Consider the following 21,074-nt stretch of genomic DNA (forward strand, 5'->3'; position numbering starts at 1 on the left):
CAGACAGAAAACAAATGTTTTGTTTTTGAAGTGCATATTTTCCCCAAGCGTTGTCTCACGCTGTCAGGCTATATTAGGCAAATAGAACATACAGCGCAATCCTTACAAAATGCACTTGATAAAAACCTTCCCGAAGCGCTGATCGCCTTTGAATGCACACTTTTTATTGATCAGTTCCAAGTATTATTACAACTGGTACAAAGCTTAGAAAAAGGGGAAGCCGACATATTATATAAATCCTATTCATCCATTAAAGAAAATATCTACCAACAGTTACAGAAACAATATCACTATGAAGAACGTTTATTAAACATGATTGCAGAGCAGGAAGAGTTAATGACCCATTCAAACGCGCCACAAAAAATAGACATTAAAGAAAAAATTGAGGTCTTAAAAGGACGGTATCAAAAGTGTACTAGCTATACTCAAATGTTAGAATTTAAATTTCAGGATAGCAGCGATGAGTGAAGGTAAAAAAAACCATGCTCCGCTAGAGAATGCACCGCTATCAGTGCAACTAGCCGTTGATTTAATTCAACTATTAGAAGAAAATAAAATTGATAAGCAAGTGGCGGTGGGCGCTTTAGAGATAGTATTAAAAGATTTTAAAAATAAACAGGACTAATCACTCTTACATAAATTACCTGATATTTTGAGCTGCTTACTCAATAAAAGCGCTCTTTAAGATCAGAATATTTTGAGTGAATGGTTAACAAACTATAAAATTATTGCTTTTCTGATAGGGAATTTCGCTGACAGTGATGCCAGTGACACGTGCGGTTTGAGGCCCTTTTTCAAGCCATTTCAGCATTTTCGCTATTTGTTCACGCGGGCCGTACATAACAACTTCAACATCACCACATTGTAAATTTTTTGCATGTCCCATAACATGATGCAAACGCGCTTCCATACAGGTAAAATAGCGGAAACCAACCGCCTGCACTATGCCCGACACAATCACTTTACAACCGATATTATCCATATTACTCCTCTCTAAATAACCATCACAGTGAGTCACTTTTGTAAGAAAAATAGTTAAGTTGATACCAACCAGATGCCGACACACATCATTAAGCTACCGGCAATTCTATTCATCAGAATAACATTACCACGCTGCTCTAAAAGGTGGCGCAAAGTATGACCGCCCGCTGCATAAAGCAATAAACAGACTAATTCAAAAAACAATATGATAGCGACTAAAATCATGGCCTGTGGATATAATGGTAGCTCAGAATTAATAAAAGGGGGTAATAATGAAATCATAAAAGCCCACCCTTTTGGATTGGCAATAGCAGTCACAAATCCTTGGGTTATAAGTGACTTGCGAGTAACATTACCCTGTTGTACAAAATTTTCAGGAATCGCCATTTTACCGCGAGAACGCCACATCTGTATACCCAGATAAAACAGGTACATCCCCCCCAGATATTTCAGCACCAGAAACATATTCGGCCGGGCTAATAAAATAGTTGCCACACCAATCAATGATGAAATGCTCACCAGCGCAACCCCAACTAATTCACCGACCATCATCCACAGGCTTTTACGTACACCTATTGTCATACCCAAGGTCATTGCCAGCGTCATACACAATCCAGGTGTCGCCGATACAGCAAAAAAAGTGGGAATAAATAATAGCAGAGCAGAGCAGAATATTCCATTTTATCTCCAATAGATAAAAAAGGGCCAGCAACAAATAGCTAAATTTGCTGCTGTGATGAAATTAACAGGGTACTGCAGTAATGATTACTGGAACGCTACTGTTTTCGCCAAGTCGTGCCGCCAGGACCATCTTCTAAAACAATTTTTAATGCCGCCAGTTTGTCACGCGCCGAATCCGCTGAAGCCCAATCTTTATTTGTTCGAGCATCATTACGTTGTTTGATAAGTGCTTCTATCATGGCAACTTCATCTTGGGTTTCATCACCCTGCAAAAACTGCTCTGGTGGCTGGTTTAATAAACCAAGCACATTAGCAAGTGGCACTAATAATCCCGCCAATAAAGATGCCCGTTTAATATTCGACTGTTTAAGACGGTTTATTTCTTTAGCAAGATCGAACAATACAGCTAAAGCCTCAGGCGTATTAAAATCATCATCCATGGCTTTAATAAATTTCTGATAATACGGATTAGTTTTATCCAACGGGGTGTCTTTATCGAAGGTTAAATCACGAACTGAGGTGTATAAACGCTCCAGGCTCGCACGAGCCTGCTTTAAATTATCTTCAGAATAGTTAAGTTGGCTGCGGTAATGTCCCGAAATCAAAAAGTAACGGACCGACTCACTATCGAAAACTTTTAACACATCTTTAATGGTAAAAAAATTGTTAAGTGATTTCGACATTTTAACTTTGTCTACCTGCACCATGCCCGAATGCATCCAGGTATTAACATACTGGCCATGATGTGCACAACAGGATTGTGCAATTTCATTTTCATGGTGAGGAAAAGCAAGATCCGATCCGCCACCATGGATATCAAATACTTCACCAAGATGTTTATGGTTCATGGCTGAACATTCAATATGCCAACCGGGACGACCGTTGCCCCAAGGCGAAGTCCAAAAAGGCTCTGCGGGTTTTGCCATTTTCCAAAGAACAAAATCCAGTGGGTTACGTTTACTCTCTTCAACTTCGACGCGCGAGCCTGCCCGTAACATTTCCAAATTTTGACCGCTTAATTGACCGTATTCTTTAAAACTGTCAACTGCAAATAAAACATCATCGTTTTCGGCCACATAGGCGTGCCCTTTTGCGATCAATTTTTTGATCATATCGATAACTTCTGGCATATGATCCGTTACCCGAGGTTCAAGATCCGGGCGTAACATAAACAACGCATCAAAATCTTGATGCATAGCCTCGGTAAAACGTGCTGTTAATTGCTCACAGCTTTCATTATTTTCGGCCGCCCGTTTAATTATTTTGTCATCTACGTCGGTGATATTACGAATATAATTAAGTGAATATCCGCTAAAACGTAAATAACGCGCCACAGTATCAAAAGCCACAAATGTGCGACCATGGCCTATATGGCAATAATCGTAAATAGTGATACCACACACATACATACCAACTTTACCGGGGATGAGCGGTTTAAACGGTTCTTTTTGTCGCGTTAAGCTGTTGTATATTTTTAACATTGGGCTTCCAATCTGATCACTATAAAATGGGTATTCTAACCCGCAACTAATAGAAATTCACCCTTTGTATTTAATGAATCTCATGCTTTAGGGTATGATGCAAGCAAACCCTAAGGGGATTTATTCTTTTTTCAAAAACAGGATTCAAAAATGGTTACTTTACATACAAACTTTGGTGATATTAAACTTGATTTAAATGCAGAAAAGGCGCCTAAGACGGTTGCCAACTTCATCAAATATGCGCAGTCGGGTCATTATGACAATACTATTTTTCATCGCATTATCGAAGGTTTTATGATTCAAGGTGGTGGTTTTGCAGCAGGGATGGAAGAAAAGCCAACCAATAAACCAATAAAAAATGAAGCAAATAGCGGTCTGTCAAATACAAAATATTCCGTCTCTATGGCAAGAACAATGGAACCTCATTCTGCGTCTGCGCAATTCTTTATTAATCTTAACGACAACACGTTTTTAGATTTCAAATCGGAAACGACCGATGGTTGGGGATACTGCGTATTTGCACAAGTTGTTGAAGGATTCGATGTTGTTGATAAGATGAAAAATGTGGCAACAGGCAACTCTGGTTATGTGCATCAGGATGTTCCGCTGGAAGATGTAGTAATCACAAGTGTCACTATTGTTTAACGGTTAACTGGTGTCTTCTATGCGCACACTCTTTATCGCCGATCTGCATCTCAGTGAAAAGCATCCGCAAATAAGCCGTGCATTTTTTGAGTTTCTACAAAATGAAACTGAAAATGTGGATGCCTTATATATTTTGGGTGATTTATTTGAAGTGTGGATCGGAGATGATGAGCGCACTCCGTTAATGAATGAAGTTGCGCTTAAATTATCAGAATATGCACTGAAAAATAATATATTACTGTATTACATTCATGGTAACCGTGATTTTATGGTTGGCAAAAAATATGCAACACAATCATCAATGCAATTGTTACCGGAACACTGTGAAATAAATTTGTATGGCAAAAAAATATTGATTTTACACGGTGATACACTTTGTTTAGCAGATAAAAATTATCAAAAGATGCGTACGCTGATCCATAACCCTCTTCTACAATTCGTTTTTAATCTTTTACCACTCTCCCTACGTAAAAAAATAGGCTGGAAAATTCGACATGCAAGCAAGTCCAAAAAGGTCTATAAAAATCGGGAAGTGATGGATGTAACTAAAGATGAAGTAGTACGTTTAATGGAAAAGCATGATGTCCAAACATTAATTCACGGGCATACCCATATGGTCGCTTGCCATGAAATATTGATTAAAGGGCAAGCTGCACAACGATATGATGTCGGCGACTGGCGTAATAATTTAAGCTATGTCGAAGTGCAGCAAGATAAAATTAATTTGGTTATCCGCCCGATTAATTTCTATCACCTGCATCATAAACCAACCGAAGTAAATCTATAACTTTTTGTTTATTAATATTAAAACACAAAAAAGCCGGCTAACTAGCCGGCTTAAATATCAAGTTTAAAAATCAAGAATGGGCATAATCCAGGGTGATAGCAGCCGCTTCAAGTAAAAATGAGTCGATAGGTTCAAAATCATCAGGAATATCATCGATCGATTTCACCTCGGGTAAACCTGCACGTTTTAAACGTTCGTTCACTCGTAGTAACGCTTGCTTTTCATTTTCTTCTCGTAATTTAAGCCGATCACTTTCTTTAAGAGAAATTGTCGTCATATCTTTTTCTTGAAGATATTCTTCAATATCTTTTTCTAAGTAACTAAACTCAATTTTATTTTTAATACGTAAATTGTGTTTTGCAGTTAATGACTTAACAACAGATTGTAAATTATCTACCGGAGAATAATCAGCTGATTTTATATTATCCCAAGGTAATGCATTTTTTTCCAGGCTTTCACCCGTATCATTAGGATCGATTCCACTTGGAAATTGAATGTCAGGAATGACGCCTTTGTTCTGCGTACTGCCACCGTCGATACGATAAAATTTAGCGATGGTATATTGAACTGAACCAACCAGATCGGCATCTTTATCATAAAATCGAGAGATACGACGATGTTGTTGTACCGTCCCCTTGCCGAAACTTTGCTCACCGAGGATAATTGCACGGCCATAATCTTGTAAAGCTGCTGCAAATATTTCAGATGCAGAGGCACTGTTGCGATTAATCAAAACAGTTAACGGCCCTTTATAACTTACCGCGTTATTTTCATCCTGATGTACCAAAACTTGATTACGTCCGTCCCGTACCTGCACAACGGGCCCTGTTCGAATAAACAAACCGGTTAATAAGGTCGCTTCGCTTAATGCGCCCCCCCCATTATTGCGCAAATCAATAATAATACCTTTAATATTTTCTTTTGCTAATAAAGCTAATTCTTGGTCAACATCTTCACTTAATTTCATGTAAAAGCTTGGAATGGTAATAACACCAATTTTTTGACCATCAATGACTTCTACGGATGATTTTGCTTCACGGTCTTCAAGGTGTATTTCTTCACGTGTGATGACCACAATATGGCTTTTATCGCCAGCTTTACCCGATAAAACCTGTAATTTAACATCGGTTCCTTTGGGGCCTTTTATTAAATCGACAATATCATCTAAGCGCCATCCAACCACATCAACAATTTTTCCATCATCTTGTCCGACGCCTATTATTTTGTCGTTTTTGAAGATCTGATTGGAACGCTCTGCAGGTCCACCAGGAACAAGACTTCTGATCACCGTATAATCATCTTCGAGTTGCAAAACAGCCCCTATCCCTTCCAGAGACAAGTTCATTTCCATTTTAAAACGTTCAGCATTGCGAGGTGACAAATAGCTTGTATGGGGTTCAATAGTTCGCGCATAAGCATTCATAAAAGTTTGAAAAACATCTTCACTTTCAGTTTGAGTCAAATGTTTAAGTGCGTAATTGTAACGTTTACTTAATAGCTCTTTGATTTCTTTCCATTTTTTACCGCTTAATTTAAGCACTAAAGCATCGGATTTTACTTTTTGCTGCCAAATTTCATTAAGTTCAACCGTATCTTTTGCCCAGGATGCCTGGCTACGGTCAAATTGAAACTCATCTGGAGCCTCAAACTTAATTTCTTTGTCAAGTAAAGATAGCGCATAACTAAAACGTTCATAACGACGTTTCAAACTAAGTTGGTAGATTTTATAGGCAGGCTTTAATTGACCCGTTTGTAAATTATCATCGAGAGAAAATTGATATTTTTTTAAACCGTCAATATCGCCCTGCATGAAGATTTGTTTATTATAATCAAGCTGCTCGATGTAACGCTCAAACACTTGTTGCGAAAGAGCGTCATTCAAGGGTATATATTTGTAGTGAGAACGACTGAATAAGTCGCTCACTCTTTTCGTCACTTTAGCATGCTGTGCTTGTTGCTCTAATTGAGGGATGTCTACGCTATCAAAATCGGCTGGAACCGCGTAGACAATACCAATATATAAATAACTCGCTATAACGGCTAAGTGTCGAAAATATTTGTTCATCAATATTCCTTTAAACAATTAAATGTTTGGCTTTAACTTTAACCATCATTCCAGAAGCCAGTTGTACCTGAATATCATCCTTTGAAATTTCAACAACAACGGCAGAAACAGGTGATTTACCCAGCAACACTTTGACAGTTTGTTTTAACGTAAGTTCAGAGTGAGTTGCTTCTTTATACTGACTCAGGTCAACCGAAGTTTCTTTTTTAACTACTTTTTTCTCAGTGCGTTTAGGTACATTAACTTGCTTGGCGACTTTCGCGGGTGCAGCTTCTTTCTGCGCCTTTTTCTGTTTAGCAAACACTTTATCTTTACTTTCTTTAAGTGTTTTTAAAGCATGATCGGCATGTTCAGCAGAAACACTGTCGCCTTCATTGCCATCTAAATCAACACGCTTTTCTGATACTTTTATACAGTGCAGGTAACGCCAACTTAATGTGTATTGACGTAAGGCGCCACGTAGTTGAGTTTTACTAACCCGCTCTTCATTTTCTAAACGTACAGCAAGATCTTGAAATATGCCAATTTTCAACGGTTTTGCAGGGTTATTAGCCGCTGTAAAACATAAAGGAAACTGTTCAGTTAGAAAGTTAATTATTTGTTTGTTGTTAGTAAATTTTTCTGTGTTTTCCATGTAGAACCTAATTAGTGATGCCAATAGCTCAATGATTAAAACGGTGTCTTAAATCATTGCGAGTATAAATTTATTCCACAGTATAGGGATGCGATAGTAAAATGTGAAACTTAATTTAGGTTTGTTAATCATTTTACGGATTGTAAAGGCCTAAACTGACGTGCTTGCTGCTCTATTTTTAATTTAATCTGTTTTTAAAGCACCTAAATTGATCTAACCCCATAACTTTATAACCAAAACAAGTAGGATGTGTCGCCCATAAACCCCTTGGTTTATCCTGACTTGATATCAGAATAGAGATTTATTATGACACCTGAATTACTCTCCCCTGCCGGGACGTTAAAAAATATGCGTTATGCTTTTGCTTATGGAGCAGACGCTGTTTATGCCGGTCAACCGCGTTATTCACTGCGTGTAAGAAACAATGAGTTTAATGTTGAGAAATTAGAAATTGGTATAAATGAGGCACACGCACAGGGCAAAAAGCTTTACGTTGTCTGTAACATCCAACCCCATAACTCTAAATTAAAAACATTTATACGCGATATGCAGCCCGTGGTGAATTTAAAACCCGATGCGTTAATCATGTCAGATCCCGGTTTAATCATGATGGTACGGGAAGCATTTCCACAGATGCCTGTCCATTTAAGTGTGCAGGCGAATGCAGTGAATTGGGCAAGCGTTAAATTTTGGGAAAAACAAGGTATTGAACGGGTTATTTTATCGCGGGAATTATCATTAGATGAAATCGAAGATATTAGACAACATTGTCCTGATATTGAGATTGAAGTCTTTGTTCATGGTGCACTGTGCATGGCCTATTCAGGCCGTTGTTTATTGTCCGGTTATATCAATAAACGCGATCCCAATCAGGGAACGTGCACCAACTCCTGCCGCTGGAAATATGATGCACATCCGGCAGCAGAAAATGAAACGGGTGATATTGTGGCGATTCAACGCCCGGATCCAACGTTAGGTGAAGGCAAACCGACTGACCAGATGTTCCTATTACAGGAGCAAGGTCGTCCCAATGAATACATGCCGGCATTTGAAGATGAGCATGGCACTTATATCATGAACTCCAAAGACTTACGCGCGATTCAACATGTTGAACGCCTTTTAAGCATCGGTGTGCAGTCTTTAAAAATTGAAGGTAGAACCAAGAGTTATTATTACTGTGCGCGCACTGCGCAGGTTTATAGAAAAGCGATGGATGATGCCATCTCGGGTCGACCCTTTGATCCGAAGTTAATGGGGACATTAGAAAATCTTGCACACCGTGGGTATACGGAAGGTTTTTTAAGTCGCCACACTCACGATCAATATCAAAACTATGATTATGGTTACTCCATGAGTGATACTCAACAATTTGTGGGGGAAATGACCGGTCGTGACGCCAATGGTTGCGCTGAGGTGTTGGTTAAAAATAAATTTTTAGTCGGTGACCAACTTGAATTGATGACACCGCAGGGTAATATTAATTTCACTTTAGAGCAGCTGCAAACCAAAAAAGGAGAGCTTGTTGATGTGGCACCTGGTTCAGGACACATTCTTTATATGCCAATACCCAAAGAAATTGACCTTAGTCATGCATTGTTAATGCGTAATCTCAATAACGGCCAAAACACCCGTAATCCGCACAGTAAATAACCATGGCACTCTTAATTAAAGATAACTGTATCAATTGTGATATGTGCGATCCCGAATGTCCGAATGAAGCCATCTATTTTGGTGAGGAGATCTACGAAATTAGTGCGGATCTTTGCACTGAATGTATCGGTTTTTATGAAAAGCCAACCTGCATGACGGTCTGTCCAATTAACTGTATTATTATTGATCCTGAAAATATTGAATCTGAGCAGCAATTGATAGATAAATTTGCAGAATTATATAGTTAGTCGCTATAGTAGCCAGTTTTATCTCTCTTCAGGTAGCGCATGCAACAAGCAAAATTTCTGCAAGGATCTATTTTAAAACATGTCATCACCATGTCCGCCACTAATGCTATCGGCATTAGTGCGTTGTTCATGGTCGATTTAGCAGATATCTATTTTATCAGTTTATTGAATAATCCGGCCCTCGTTGCTGCAATAGGCTATGCGACTGCAATATTGTTTTTTACCACTTCAATCAGTATTGGTTTAGTCACAGCAAACAGTGCCAAAGTGGCCAAAGCCATTGGCCAGAAAAACCGCCAGAAAGCTTGCCGGTATATTTCCCACATCACCCTCTATGCTTTTTGCCTAACCACTTTATTAACCGTCTTTTTATGGTGGTTTACACCACAATTATTAGCGTTTATTGGCGCGCAGGGGCTGGAATTAACCGAGGCTAGCCTCTATTTACGGATCATTTTACCGACCTTTCCCATTTTGGCGATTGCCATGCAGATGGGCGCGACATTACGTGCAATGGGTAATGCAAAAGCGGCCATGTTTGCGACATTAGGCGGTGGGCTGGTCAACGCGGTACTCGATCCGGTGTTTATCTTTTTACTGGACATGGATTTGCAGGGTGCCGCAATTGCTTCCGTCATTTCACGTTTTTTTATTCTAGCTATTGGCTTATATTTTGTTTTTTTTAAATACAAAATGCTTACTTTCCCTGAATTTAATAGTTTTCGCGAAGATATAAAAAAAATATCGCATGTTGCATTACCGGCAATATTGACCCAAATTGCAACCCCTATCGGTAATTTATACGTGACCTATGAGGTCGCTAAGTTTGGCACTGAATATATTGCAGGATGGGCAATTATTGGTCGCTTGATACCCGTGTCTTTTGGTATGATGTTTGCTCTGTCGGGTGCCGTTGGACCTATTATTGGACAAAATTATGGCGCACAACAATTTGATCGCGTTCGAAAAGTGTTAAATGAATCATTAAAATTTATGACCAGCTATACAATAGTCATCGCATTATTATTATCAATGGCGCAAGAGATGATAGTTAATTTATTTCATGCACAAAACCAAAGCGCTGAGATTATAAGAATATTTTGTCAATATATCGCAGCCAGCTTTTTATTTAGCGGCATTACGTTAATTGCGATGACCTACCTTAATAATTTAGGGTACGCAAAATACGCAACTTTTTTAAATGTAGCTAAGATGACGCTGGGAACCATACCTTTTGTCACTATTGGCGCTTTCTATTTTCAAGCACCAGGTATATTGTATGGTCAAGCTGCAGGGAATATTATATTCGGTATTTTCTCTTTGTTATTAACCTATAAGATAATGAGTAATATAGAAAAAATATAAATAAAATGACCTAAGTACTCACTCAACGTTTTCTGATATTAAAAATCGCCTTTATTGAGTAAACTGCTCAAAAATACCGAAAAATTGTTGCAAGAATACTCAGCTTCAACTTATTGGTCTATTTTGTTAACCATAAATAGTAATATTGCTCTAATCAAAACCAGCGAGGGATTCATACCTAAATGACTGAAGGGGAACAACCATTCGGAATGTTAAATGCTTGTATTTACATCCACCGAGAGAGGATTAATTCAGTTAATCGCTCGACAGATATGTTGCGCCTTGTGCTAGTCCGAAGACACTTTGCATCTTCAAGTCGTTTGGGTAACCCCCGACCCACTTAAAAATACCGTATTCAGCGGGTTGGCTATGTTTATATATCAAATGGGATGATAAATTTCACCATGCGTTTTATTCTTATTTTTACTACGGCACTTATTTTAAGTGGATGTTATCAAAGCGAATCATCACTAAAGGATAGTTTAATATACTGTCCTGAAAGTAAGGCGCTCTCTTTTAATCCACAAATCAGTCACGACATATCAAGCTTAGATGCAACAACTCACCAGTTATATAACCGCTTGGTTAAAAGAGATCCAACCACTCATAACTACGTTCCGGATCTTGCTACAGGGTGGTTGTTAAGTGCCGATAAATTAAGTTATACCTTTTTCTTACGGCAGAATGTTAACTTTCATCAAACAGATTATTTTACTCCAACACGTCATTTCAAAGCAGATGATGTTATATTCAGTCTGCAAAGAATGCTCGATCAAGCCCACCCTTTCCATTCAGTTAACCACGGGATGGGTTACTATTTTTTTAACCACCCTTTTACTAATTTAATAAAAGATATTGTCAAAATTGATGACTATACAATTAAGTTTATTTTAAAAAAACCTGATATAACCTTGCTTGACAATCTAGCGGCTCATTATTCGGTGATTCTGTCTCAAGAGTATGCCCAGCAATTAATAGCTCACGGTGAGCCTGATAAAATTGATTTTTATCCTATTGGAACAGGCCCTTATAAATTTAAATCCTCCAATGATGCGGGTATTACTCATTATCTTAACCATGCCAAATTTTGGGGAGATAAGGTCTCGGTAAACAATATTATCTTTGACGTGACGGAAAATAATACTAAACGTTATGCAAAACTACTAACGGGTGAATGCGATATTATTGCGAATCCAGCACCCAGTCAGTTAAAACAGATGAGTGAAAAAGCGAATATATTGCTCAGCAGTGAACCGACCGCCAACATTCTGCTGTGGGCATTCAACAGTAATAAAATTCCTTTTACAGAAAAAAAAATTCGCCAGGCTTTTTCGAAAGCCGTCGATCAAAATAATCTTTTAGAGGCGGTATTTTATCAAAGCGCGACTGCAACAAGCACCCTATTAAACCATCAATCTTGGGCATACAATCGACGTTCAACTGACATTCCGTACAAGCCACAGGAGGCATTAAGCACCCTGCAGGAAATGGGTTATGATTTTAATAAAAAAATCACCATTCTGACACCCGTCAAAAATTCACTTTTTAACCATAGCTTCCATAAAATAGCTGAATTAATTCAAGCAAACTTATTAAAAATAGGCGTAGAAAGTGAGATACTCTTTTTAACGCAAACAGAACTTGAAAAACGTTTGCTCAGTGGCAAATATGATACCTATTTGACTGCGGTCAATGGTAAAATCAATGATCCGGATAGTATCTTCAGACCCTTACTAAGTTGTGATTCAACCGTATTAGAAGGCAACTCAAGTCAATGGTGCAGTAAAGAGGTGCAATCTTTATTGAATTTAACCTTGTCAGAATCAAACTTCACAACCCGAATAAAAAATTATTATAAGCTGCAGGAAATTATTCAGGAGGAACGTATTTATTTTCCAATTGCACATGTATTACGTATGGATGCATTTAAGATCAATATATCTGGTTTTTGGGTTGATCCTTTTACGGGTATAAACTTCCAACATGTCAAAAAAACAGAAGCTCACTAACTATGCTTAACTATTTATTTCGGCGCTTAAATTTATTATTAATTACAGCACTTATTCTTTCCATCATTGCATTTATAATCTCACTTTGGTCAAATCAGGCACGCACTGTTCAAGATGTTAATGTCTTTATCCTTTATTTGGATTACATGGGTAATATTTTACAAGGTCAATGGGGAATTTCATTAATCAACCAAAAATCTCATATGCAGAATGGACTGATTGCATTTTCCTCAACACTCGAACTCTGTTTAGTGGCTTTACTAACCTCGGTTATTATTGGTATACCGCTGGGTATTTTTTCTGGAATTTATCGTAATGGGATTCTGGATTATACCATTATGTCAATTGCACTTATTGGTCTGGCGCTGCCCGCGTTTTGGCTGGCTATCATGCTGATTATGTTACCTATAACATTCGATATGGGACTGCCAGTTGACGGCAATATCAGCCCCATCTATGACATTCCAATGATCACCGGTTTTCAACTGATAGACAGTTTATTAGCATCAGACTTATATAACCTGGCAGCCTTTGTCGATCGTTTAACGCATCTGATATTACCCTCGGTGGTTTTATCTTTTTTTCTAACCAGTGAAATAATCAGACTCACCCGATATTCAATATCTCAAGTCATGAAAAGTAATTACATAAAAGCCGCAAATACTAAAGGGCTAACGGTAATACAGATTGTTTTCCGGCATGTTTTAAAAAATGCATTGCCGCCTATTATTCCTCAATTAAGACTGCAGTTAAATACCATTATTTCTATTGCGATGACGGTAGAAATTGTATTTGATGCTCAAGGATCAGGTGTTTGGTTATTGACCAGCATCAAAGCCGGCGATTATTTGGCACTCTCTGCAGCTGTTATCATTATTTCGGGATTCATTTTATTATCGAGCATAGTCATCGATATTTTACAGATGTTTATTTCCCCCACCACACGGAAAATGTTATATGCTGATAAATAACGAATTTAACGAGCAAAAAATACAATCCCCATTGCATTATATTTGGTCTATTTTTCTCAAAAATAATTTTGCGGTTTTTGCCATGTGGGTTGGTATTGGGCTTATCCTGATTTCCTTGTTTGCCGATGTTATCGTGCTTTACTCCCCTTTTTTACAGGATCCAGAACACTTATTATCAGCCCCTTATTGGATTGAAGGCGGAACCACTGAGCATCTTTTTGGCACCGATGATTTAGGAAGGGATACCTTAGCGCGTTTAATTAAAGGTTTTCAATTCACCTTCGGTGGCGCATTAGTTATCACCTGTGCTATCACCTTTGTTGGTGCTATTATCGGCTCGACAGCGGCTTTAACCAGAGGTCTTAAAGCCAGTGTTTTACATCACCTTCTAGATGCACTTTTAACTATTCCGACATTACTTATCGCGTTTATTTTAATTGTGTTGTTCGACCCGAGTTATCAAAATGCCTTAATAGCAGTCTCACTTTCACTCCTGCCGCAGTTTATACGGGGCATCTACAACACCATCGACAGCCAATTAAACAAACAATATGTGGTTGCCCTTCAACTTGACGGGGCAACCAATATACGTCTGCTGCGGTTTGGTATATACCCAAATATCCTCGAACCGATAGTAACGCTGGTCAATAGGATTTTCACTATGGCAATATTAGAAATCGCAACGCTCGGTTTCTTAGGGTTTGGCACCCAATCACCTGATATTGAGTTGGGTAAGCTAATCGCCGACAGTATCGATCTGTCTTATTTATCCCCCTGGCTTATCATACTGCCAGGTCTGCTGATTTTTATTATCATTATGGTTGTTAATATATTTACGGAAGGTTTACGCCATGCAATTATACAAGGGGAAGATTGATGGCTCTATTAGATATACGCAACTTAAGTATCGATATCACAACGGCCCAGGGCACTACGCGGGTTGTTGATAAAGTATCATTACATATTGTTGATGGTTCAATACATGGTTTTTTTGGAGAGTCGGGCTCAGGTAAAAGTTTAATTGCCAGCGCTATATTAGGATTACATAACCCAAATTGGAAAGTAACAGTCGATAGAATGTTTTTAGACTCAAAGGATTTAACTAAACTCTCTCCGTCTGAGCGGCGTAAAATAATGGGAAAGGAAATTGCCATGATATTTCAACATCCCCGTTCTTACTTAGATCCAAGTAAAAAAATATTTCCGCAAATAAACGAAGTTTTACCTGATATCTCTTTAAAAAACCGAATATTTGATAAAATAAAGCACGATAGAAAGAAAACATCAACTCAACAAATAAAAGCGTTATTTCACAAAGTTGGCATTCAGAATGATCAAGCTGTATTACAAAGTTATCCTCACCAGCTATCGGAAGGTATTTGCCAAAAAATAATGATCGCAATGGCAATTGCTAATAATCCGAGACTTATTATTGCAGACGAACCAACCAATGCCATGGAAGCCGTGACTCAGGCGCAGATACTGCGCTTATTGTATAAATTAAATAGGTTGCACAGTACCACTATTTTATTATTAAGTAATAACTTTGGCTCTATCTGTCATTTATCCGATTTTATCACTCTGATTTACTGTGGTCAGGCTGTTGAGTCCGGTAGTTATAAAAAAATCACTGAAAGCCCAATGCATCCCTATACAGAAGCAATGATAAAAACCACTCTAAATTTTAACGAATCTATTATCCATAAAAGTCAATTATATACATTGCAGGGGAACATTCCCTCCTCCAACCAAATACCTATAGGTTGTCGCTTGGGACCGCGCTGTCCGCGAGCGCAAAGAACCTGCGTAAAAAATCCTGATACGTCAAATTATAAAGGACATACGGTCCGTTGCCATTACCCAACCTTAGATGAAAAAACAGCATGACCGCACTTCTTCGCATAGATAATTTATATAAACAATACAAAGGCAGTAAGTTTTTTTTGTCCTCCGGCTTTCGTAATGCCGTAGGACCAATAAATTTCACCCTTGAGAAGGGGAAAATTTTGACCATTATTGGTGAAAATGGATCAGGAAAAAGCACGCTTGTACAGATGATCGCAGGCGTGATCCCAAGTACTTCAGGTGATATTTATATTAATGATCATGCTCTTGCTACCATGACACGACAGGACAGGTGTAAATCGGTTCGTATGATATTTCAGAATCCAAAAGTATCCCTCAACCCTAAAATGACTATCGGGAAAATATTATCCGCCCCGCTGGAGTTAAATACTGATTTAACGGCAGCACAACGTAAGCAACAGATCATAGCAACATTAGAGCTGGTTGGTTTATTACCGGATTATCTGCAATTCTACCCAAATATGTTATCAGCGGTTCAACAACATCAAGTTGCCATAGCACGGGCGATGGTCTTAAATCCTGATGTCGTTATCGCAGATTCAATTTTATCAACCTTAGATATCTCTCTCGGTTTTAAAATAGTAAATATTTTATTGAAGATACAAGAAAAAAAAGGGGTTAGTTTTATATTTATTTCGCATCATATGAACTTAGTTCGTCATATCAGCGATCAAATTATTGTTATGCAAAAGGGCATTATCGTTGAGAATAATACAACGGATAATATATTCAATTCACCTCAGAAGATGATCACCAAAAATTTACTAAAAAGCCAACAGCCAGACTACAGGAAATAATCCCATGATTCTTCATTGATTTATACTTTATATACCATATATTGTACGTTATATGTTATATTTTAAATCAATAGCTTTTAATAAAAATTTTTATTATTATTGTCAGTCAGTCTTCAATAGTCCAATAACAATACACCATGAAAACTCATCACCAGCAGCAGATGGAATCGAGCGGATTTTCACTATCCGGAAATTTTAGCAAAAAGAATATATTAGCGTTCAGAAAATCATGGAGTCAATTTGGATGAACAATTATAAAAAAACGATCTGGGTAAATTATTTATTTACATTTTTATCAGCAGTGGCTATTACTTTGATTATAAAAGTTGTTTTTAATCCACTTCTTTCTCAGCAACAAGAACAGCTTATACAAGCACTAAGTTTAGATGAAGCTCCCCTGTTTGTGGATGAATCATCATTAAGCCGATTAGTTGAACACAATCAATTTTCTTATATTAAAATAACTAACCCGCAGTTAATGCTGCCATTGGTCTATGAAAACAAACAGGCAGCAGGGATCAGCCGATTTTTATTTTCTATCCCCTCCACTTTTGTCAGCTCCGAAAATAGCACGCAGTTAATTGAATTTAAGTCTAATAATGATGCCCTATTCGGACTGTTGCCAAATATTCTTTTTACCCTATATAGCGCATTAATCATTGTGTCGACATTTATAATGTTTAATTTCTATCGCCTGTTTAAAAACATTGAGATAGCACTTATTAATGAAATATCTGAGACAACGACACTGCAGGGTCCCTATACTAAGGTTTCTGCAATATTAAATGATCAAAAAGAAGCATTCCAAAACAAATTAAATGAACAGAAAGAAAAAATAACCAGATTGACGCAGCAGGCGACGACTGACAATCTCACTGGCGTGAATAACAGAAGTGCATTTCGCAAAACCTTAACCGAAATTTTAAGTGCAGAGAGCGGACAAAAACACGCCATCTTATCTATTATCAGAGCAAGTGAATTACTGGCAATAAACTCTCAGCAGGGCTTCATGCAGGGTGATTTATACCTTGAAAATCTCACTGCAATTATCCTCAAAGTGACCTCTCCCCATAAAAATATATCGGTTTACCGGATCAGCGGTTCCGATTTTGCGTTGATAGCACCGGGAATGAGCGTCAACGAAGCGCAACAAATTGCACAAGACTTAAAGGCTCTATTTGACCAATATCAAGCTCAGCATAACCTCGGCAGTATTGCCTACAATGGCATATCATCATTCCTGTCTGGACAGAAGCCCGAACAGGTATTGGCACGAACTGATTTAGCATTGGCAAAAGCTCAAACAGAAGGCGTTAATAGCTGGGTATTTCAACAAAGTAATGATAATGATAACCAATTTGGACAGCAACAGTGGCGTACTGTGATCGAGAATATTATCGCCCAAAAGGGGGTCATATTATTACACCAACCTATTCTAACACTTCCACCTGATATGGTCGGCTATGAGGAAATTTTCACCCGATTCGTATCGGATGATGGTCATGTGACACCCGCAGAGACTATTTTTGCAATGGCTCAACGTGTTGATATGATAATTAAACTTGAGCAATTAATTATCGGAGAAGTAATAAATCAATGCCGCAAGAAAACCGACCAGAACAGTCGTTGGGGGATCAATATAAGCAGCTCTGCTATGCAGAACAGTAGCTTTATCGTGTGGTTAGAAAGATTATTATTACGTGATCCTAAAGTAGCCGCATTACTCACTTTCGAAATGCAGGAAGAGTTGCTCGATAGTAATATTGTTTCAAGTAAACGGGTTTTTGATATGCTCAGGCGCACCGGGACACGATCTGCAATTAGTAACTTTGGTAAAGGGATTGGTTCATTTGGCCTCCTTAGGACACTTAAACCTGATTTTGTTAAAATTGATTCAAGTTTAATCAATAATATTGAACTTGACAGTGCGAATCAACAATTTATAAGGATGATTATAGATGTTGCGCACCGCATGAATTGTTCTGTTATCGCCGAAGGCGTCGAGCATTTAGCGCAAAAGCAGATATTGGAAACCATGCATATAGATGGTATTCAAGGCTTCTTAATCGCACGCCCGAGCGAACTAAAGATCCCCGGCCAAGTGAACTTGATATAGTCAATTAACATAACAATCACATTAAATTGCCCGACGTGATGCAAGTCGGGCTTTGCATCTTAAAAATTATTTTTGTACAATACCCCGCAAATCCTCGGCTCTCTTTTTCAAGGTTTATTCATGTCAGACGTACTTTCAAAAAAACAACAGTTCTCACTAAAAAAACTGAACAAATCTTTACGGAAATCCACAGGTCAAGCTATCGCAGATTACAATATGATTGAAGATGGTGACCGGGTTATGGTTTGCTTGTCGGGGGGAAAAGATAGTTTTACTATGCTTGATATTTTACTTGAGTTACGCGCGGCTGCACCCATACACTTTGAGATCATTGCCGTAAACTTAGATCAAAAACAACCTGATTTCCCCGAGCATATCCTGCCTGAATATTTACAAAAGTTAGGCGTTGATTACAAAATAGTAGAAGAAGACACCTACAGTATTGTGCAAGATAAAATTCCGGAAGGTAAAACAACCTGCAGTTTATGCTCACGTTTAAGACGCGGCATTTTATATCGGACAGCTAAAGAATTAGGCGCGACTAAAATTGCCCTTGGACATCATAGAGATGACTTATTAGCAACGCTAATGTTAAACATGTTTTTTGGCGGTAAATTAAAATCTATGCCGGCAAAACTGGTTTCTGATAACGGTGAACACGTTGTTATCCGCCCGTTAGCCTACTGTAAAGAAAAAGAGATTGAAGCCTACGCAAAACTCAAAGAATACCCCATTATTCCCTGTAATTTGTGCGGTTCACAACCCAATTTACAGCGACAAGTCACCAAGAATATGTTGAACGAATGGGATGTTAAATTCCCGGGCAGGCTAGAAACTATGTTTACCGCCATGCAAAATGTTGTTCCTTCACATCTTTCAGACACCGCTCTTTTTAATTTTAAAGAGATAGACAAAAGTTCCGGGGTAATTGATGGTGGCGATATCGCTTTTGATAAAGAACCCATAAAGCATCACACTGAAGACATCACCCCGATCGAAACAGAATATTATCAACAGCATCAAGCCGTTAAAATAAAACAATTAATTTAGCATTAAAAGGCGACATTTCAATCTATTCGCTTTGTTACAGATCATAGTATTGTCTCTTAGAAAGCATGATCTGATCTGTTTCTAAAAAAAAGGTAGGCTTAACGCAATAGTCATTTATACTCGAATACAAATTTTAATTTAATAACAATAATGGAGAAAAGCATGAGAACACCACTAGTAATGGGTAACTGGAAATTAAATGGTACAAAAGAATCTGTATCAGCTTTAATCAAAGGCATTGAAGCTGCAGCCGATTCAGCAAAAAATGTTGAAGTAGTCGTTTGCCCGCCCACTATTTTCATCGAACAAGTCGCTAACCTGGTTGCAGATAACAGCATCGAATTTGGTGCTCAAGACGTAAGCACCAATGTTTCAGGTGCTTTTACGGGTGAAACTTCTCCTGTAATGGTTAAAGAATTCGGCGCTAAATACAGCTTAGTCGGTCACAGTGAACGTCGTCAGTACCACAATGAAACAGATGCCGTTGTAGCCGCTAAATTTGTTGCTATTCAGGCTAATGCTTTAGTCCCTGTCTTGTGTATTGGTGAAACACTAGAAGAGCGTGAAACTGATAAAACATTTGCTGTTGTAGAAACACAACTTAAAGCAGTTATCGATGTTGCAGGCATTGACGCATTAGAAAACTCTGTCATCGCATACGAGCCAGTTTGGGCTATCGGTACAGGTAAAGTTGCATCTTCAGAGCAAGCTCAAGACGTTCACGCGCACATTCGTACTTGGTTAGCAGAGCAAAGCAAAGTTGTTGCAGCAAAAGTACAAATCCTTTATGGCGGCAGTGTTAAAGCTTCAAGTGCAAAAGAATTATTTGCCCAGCCTGACATTGACGGTGGTTTAGTTGGTGGTGCGGCATTATTGGTTGAAGAGTTTGTTGGTATTATTGAAGGTGCTAAATAGCCTTATAATTTAATATTTATAGTTAATAGTTAATATCTATAAAAGGCGCTGTTAAGCGCCTTTTTAGTTTCTCGTCTGATTTCTCACTTTGTAATAAAAACCATGATATATTCAAAAAAAAAGAGTAGAACTAAGCATTTTAGATTATCTTACTTATTAAAATGGTAAACCAGCACATGCAGTTAATGGGTATTTATCACTGATTTATTATGAGCACAGAGTTGCTAAGAAAGTGTTTTTTTTATGGACCATTACATTATATCTACCACCTCAGCTTTGCACTTTTTTGGAATTTTATCCACCAATAGCCTGAAATCAGCTGACATTTAACTGACGACCGCTTCCTTCGAAGCTCATACCAAACGTATTAAATTTATGATCAATGCCTTCAAAGGATAAAGTGTGCAGCAGCTCTCGGAACCGGGCCTTTAGGTTCGGCCTGTTGCTTTTAAGCCTGAACAGCACTTTAAAGGGACTACCACAGAGAACACCGAGGCGCTGCGCGCTACACAGAGAAAGACCAGCCCGTAGGGTGCGCTCCACGCACCGATTGCCACTGCCTGCGGAGCATAGAATGCACTCTACCCATTCCATTAATTAACTTCAGATCACAATTTAATTTCTTTTGGTATCACTATTGGTTCCTGCTCCCCTTGTCATAGGAATGATCTCCCCTCTAATACCAATCCGCATAAGTAAATGGTCTAAAATTGCGAAGGAAAAAGTAATGATAGCAAGACGTTTGATTGAGCAATAGCTGGCTATTGAGATTGAAAACAACGAAGCTAGCGTTAATTTTAACAAGTAAGATAG

20 protein-coding genes are annotated in these 21,074 nt (G+C 38.3%); 15 read left to right on the forward strand and 5 right to left on the reverse strand.

What is annotated here, in order from left to right; all coding sequences use genetic code 11:
* Positions 1–468, forward strand: a 468-nt coding sequence (locus tag CXF72_RS15510) for a primosomal replication protein (protein WP_101040317.1), incomplete at its 5' end; no start/stop codon positions are given.
* Positions 461–625 carry a YbaM family protein gene (locus CXF72_RS15515; protein WP_101040319.1) on the forward strand — a complete coding sequence of 55 codons (165 nt, stop codon included), beginning with the start codon at positions 461–463 and terminating at the stop codon, positions 623–625. The genes CXF72_RS15510 and CXF72_RS15515, both read left to right, overlap by 8 nt.
* 84 nt (positions 626–709) lie before the next feature.
* Here the strand turns inward: CXF72_RS15515 and CXF72_RS15520 are convergent, their stop codons facing one another.
* The 3 genes from CXF72_RS15520 to cysS form a co-directional block, all read right to left on the reverse strand.
* Complete coding sequence (locus CXF72_RS15520) at positions 710–982, reverse strand: acylphosphatase (protein ID WP_101040321.1); 273 nt, start codon at positions 980–982, stop codon at positions 710–712.
* Between the two features lie 53 nt (positions 983–1,035).
* Positions 1,036–1,656 carry a LysE family translocator gene (locus tag CXF72_RS15525; protein WP_101040323.1) on the reverse strand — a complete coding sequence of 207 codons (621 nt, stop codon included), beginning with the start codon at positions 1,654–1,656 and terminating at the stop codon, positions 1,036–1,038.
* A 101-nt stretch (positions 1,657–1,757) separates the two neighbouring features.
* On the reverse strand, positions 1,758–3,143 hold the full coding sequence (gene cysS, locus CXF72_RS15530; RefSeq protein ID WP_101040325.1) for a cysteine--tRNA ligase: 1,386 nt from the start codon (positions 3,141–3,143) through the stop codon (positions 1,758–1,760).
* Positions 3,144–3,293: 150 nt separating this feature from the next.
* Here cysS and CXF72_RS15535 point away from each other — a divergent pair, with 150 nt between their 5' ends.
* The gene (locus CXF72_RS15535) at positions 3,294–3,788 is read left to right on the forward strand and encodes a peptidylprolyl isomerase (protein WP_101040327.1); all 495 of its coding nucleotides are present in this window, start codon (positions 3,294–3,296) and stop codon (positions 3,786–3,788) included.
* A 19-nt stretch (positions 3,789–3,807) separates the two neighbouring features.
* Positions 3,808–4,575, forward strand: a complete 768-nt coding sequence (locus CXF72_RS15540) for a UDP-2,3-diacylglucosamine diphosphatase (protein WP_101040329.1) — start codon at positions 3,808–3,810, stop codon at positions 4,573–4,575.
* Between the two features lie 70 nt (positions 4,576–4,645).
* Here the strand turns inward: CXF72_RS15540 and prc are convergent, their stop codons facing one another.
* Both prc and proQ read right to left on the reverse strand, forming a co-directional pair.
* The gene (gene prc / locus CXF72_RS15545; RefSeq protein WP_101040331.1) at positions 4,646–6,640 is read right to left on the reverse strand and encodes a carboxy terminal-processing peptidase; all 1,995 of its coding nucleotides are present in this window, start codon (positions 6,638–6,640) and stop codon (positions 4,646–4,648) included.
* A gap of 10 nt (positions 6,641–6,650) precedes the next feature.
* Entirely contained in the window at positions 6,651–7,274 is a 624-nt protein-coding gene (gene proQ / locus CXF72_RS15550) for an RNA chaperone ProQ (protein WP_101040333.1), read from the reverse strand.
* Between the two features lie 303 nt (positions 7,275–7,577).
* Here proQ and trhP point away from each other — a divergent pair, with 303 nt between their 5' ends.
* From trhP to tpiA, 11 genes are all read left to right on the forward strand, one after another.
* Positions 7,578–8,924: a prephenate-dependent tRNA uridine(34) hydroxylase TrhP gene (gene trhP / locus CXF72_RS15555; protein ID WP_198552626.1), complete on the forward strand. Its 1,347-nt coding sequence runs from the start codon at positions 7,578–7,580 to the stop codon at positions 8,922–8,924.
* Positions 8,925–8,926: 2 nt separating this feature from the next.
* Entirely contained in the window at positions 8,927–9,172 is a 246-nt protein-coding gene (locus tag CXF72_RS15560) for a YfhL family 4Fe-4S dicluster ferredoxin (protein ID WP_101040337.1), read from the forward strand.
* Positions 9,173–9,211: 39 nt separating this feature from the next.
* On the forward strand, positions 9,212–10,537 hold the full coding sequence (locus CXF72_RS15565; RefSeq protein ID WP_101040339.1) for an MATE family efflux transporter: 1,326 nt from the start codon (positions 9,212–9,214) through the stop codon (positions 10,535–10,537).
* Between the two features lie 404 nt (positions 10,538–10,941).
* Complete coding sequence (locus CXF72_RS15570; RefSeq protein WP_232785003.1) at positions 10,942–12,546, forward strand: ABC transporter substrate-binding protein; 1,605 nt, start codon at positions 10,942–10,944, stop codon at positions 12,544–12,546.
* Between the two features lie 2 nt (positions 12,547–12,548).
* Positions 12,549–13,517, forward strand: coding sequence for an ABC transporter permease subunit (locus tag CXF72_RS15575; protein WP_101040414.1), 969 nt, complete (start codon positions 12,549–12,551; stop codon positions 13,515–13,517).
* The gene (locus CXF72_RS15580; protein WP_101040343.1) at positions 13,504–14,394 is read left to right on the forward strand and encodes an ABC transporter permease subunit; all 891 of its coding nucleotides are present in this window, start codon (positions 13,504–13,506) and stop codon (positions 14,392–14,394) included. Before CXF72_RS15575 ends, CXF72_RS15580 begins: the two co-directional genes overlap by 14 nt.
* Positions 14,394–15,404 (forward strand): oligopeptide/dipeptide ABC transporter ATP-binding protein, encoded by a 1,011-nt coding sequence (locus tag CXF72_RS15585; RefSeq protein WP_101040345.1) that lies wholly within the window; start codon positions 14,394–14,396, stop codon positions 15,402–15,404. Before CXF72_RS15580 ends, CXF72_RS15585 begins: the two co-directional genes overlap by 1 nt.
* Entirely contained in the window at positions 15,401–16,180 is a 780-nt protein-coding gene (locus CXF72_RS15590; RefSeq protein WP_101040348.1) for an ATP-binding cassette domain-containing protein, read from the forward strand. The genes CXF72_RS15585 and CXF72_RS15590 overlap by 4 nt, the downstream gene beginning before the upstream one ends.
* A 244-nt stretch (positions 16,181–16,424) precedes the next feature.
* A complete protein-coding gene (locus CXF72_RS15595; protein WP_101040349.1) occupies positions 16,425–18,296 on the forward strand; it encodes an EAL domain-containing protein in 1,872 nt (623 codons plus the stop codon).
* Between the two features lie 120 nt (positions 18,297–18,416).
* Positions 18,417–19,346, forward strand: coding sequence for a tRNA 2-thiocytidine(32) synthetase TtcA (ttcA, locus tag CXF72_RS15600; RefSeq protein WP_101040351.1), 930 nt, complete (start codon positions 18,417–18,419; stop codon positions 19,344–19,346).
* 162 nt (positions 19,347–19,508) lie between these two features.
* Positions 19,509–20,261, forward strand: a complete 753-nt coding sequence (gene tpiA / locus CXF72_RS15605) for a triose-phosphate isomerase (RefSeq protein ID WP_101040353.1) — start codon at positions 19,509–19,511, stop codon at positions 20,259–20,261.
* Positions 20,262–21,074: the final 813 nt, after the last annotated feature.

Source organism: Psychromonas sp. MB-3u-54 (genome assembly GCF_002836415.1).
Taxonomy (GTDB): domain Bacteria; phylum Pseudomonadota; class Gammaproteobacteria; order Enterobacterales; family Psychromonadaceae; genus Psychromonas.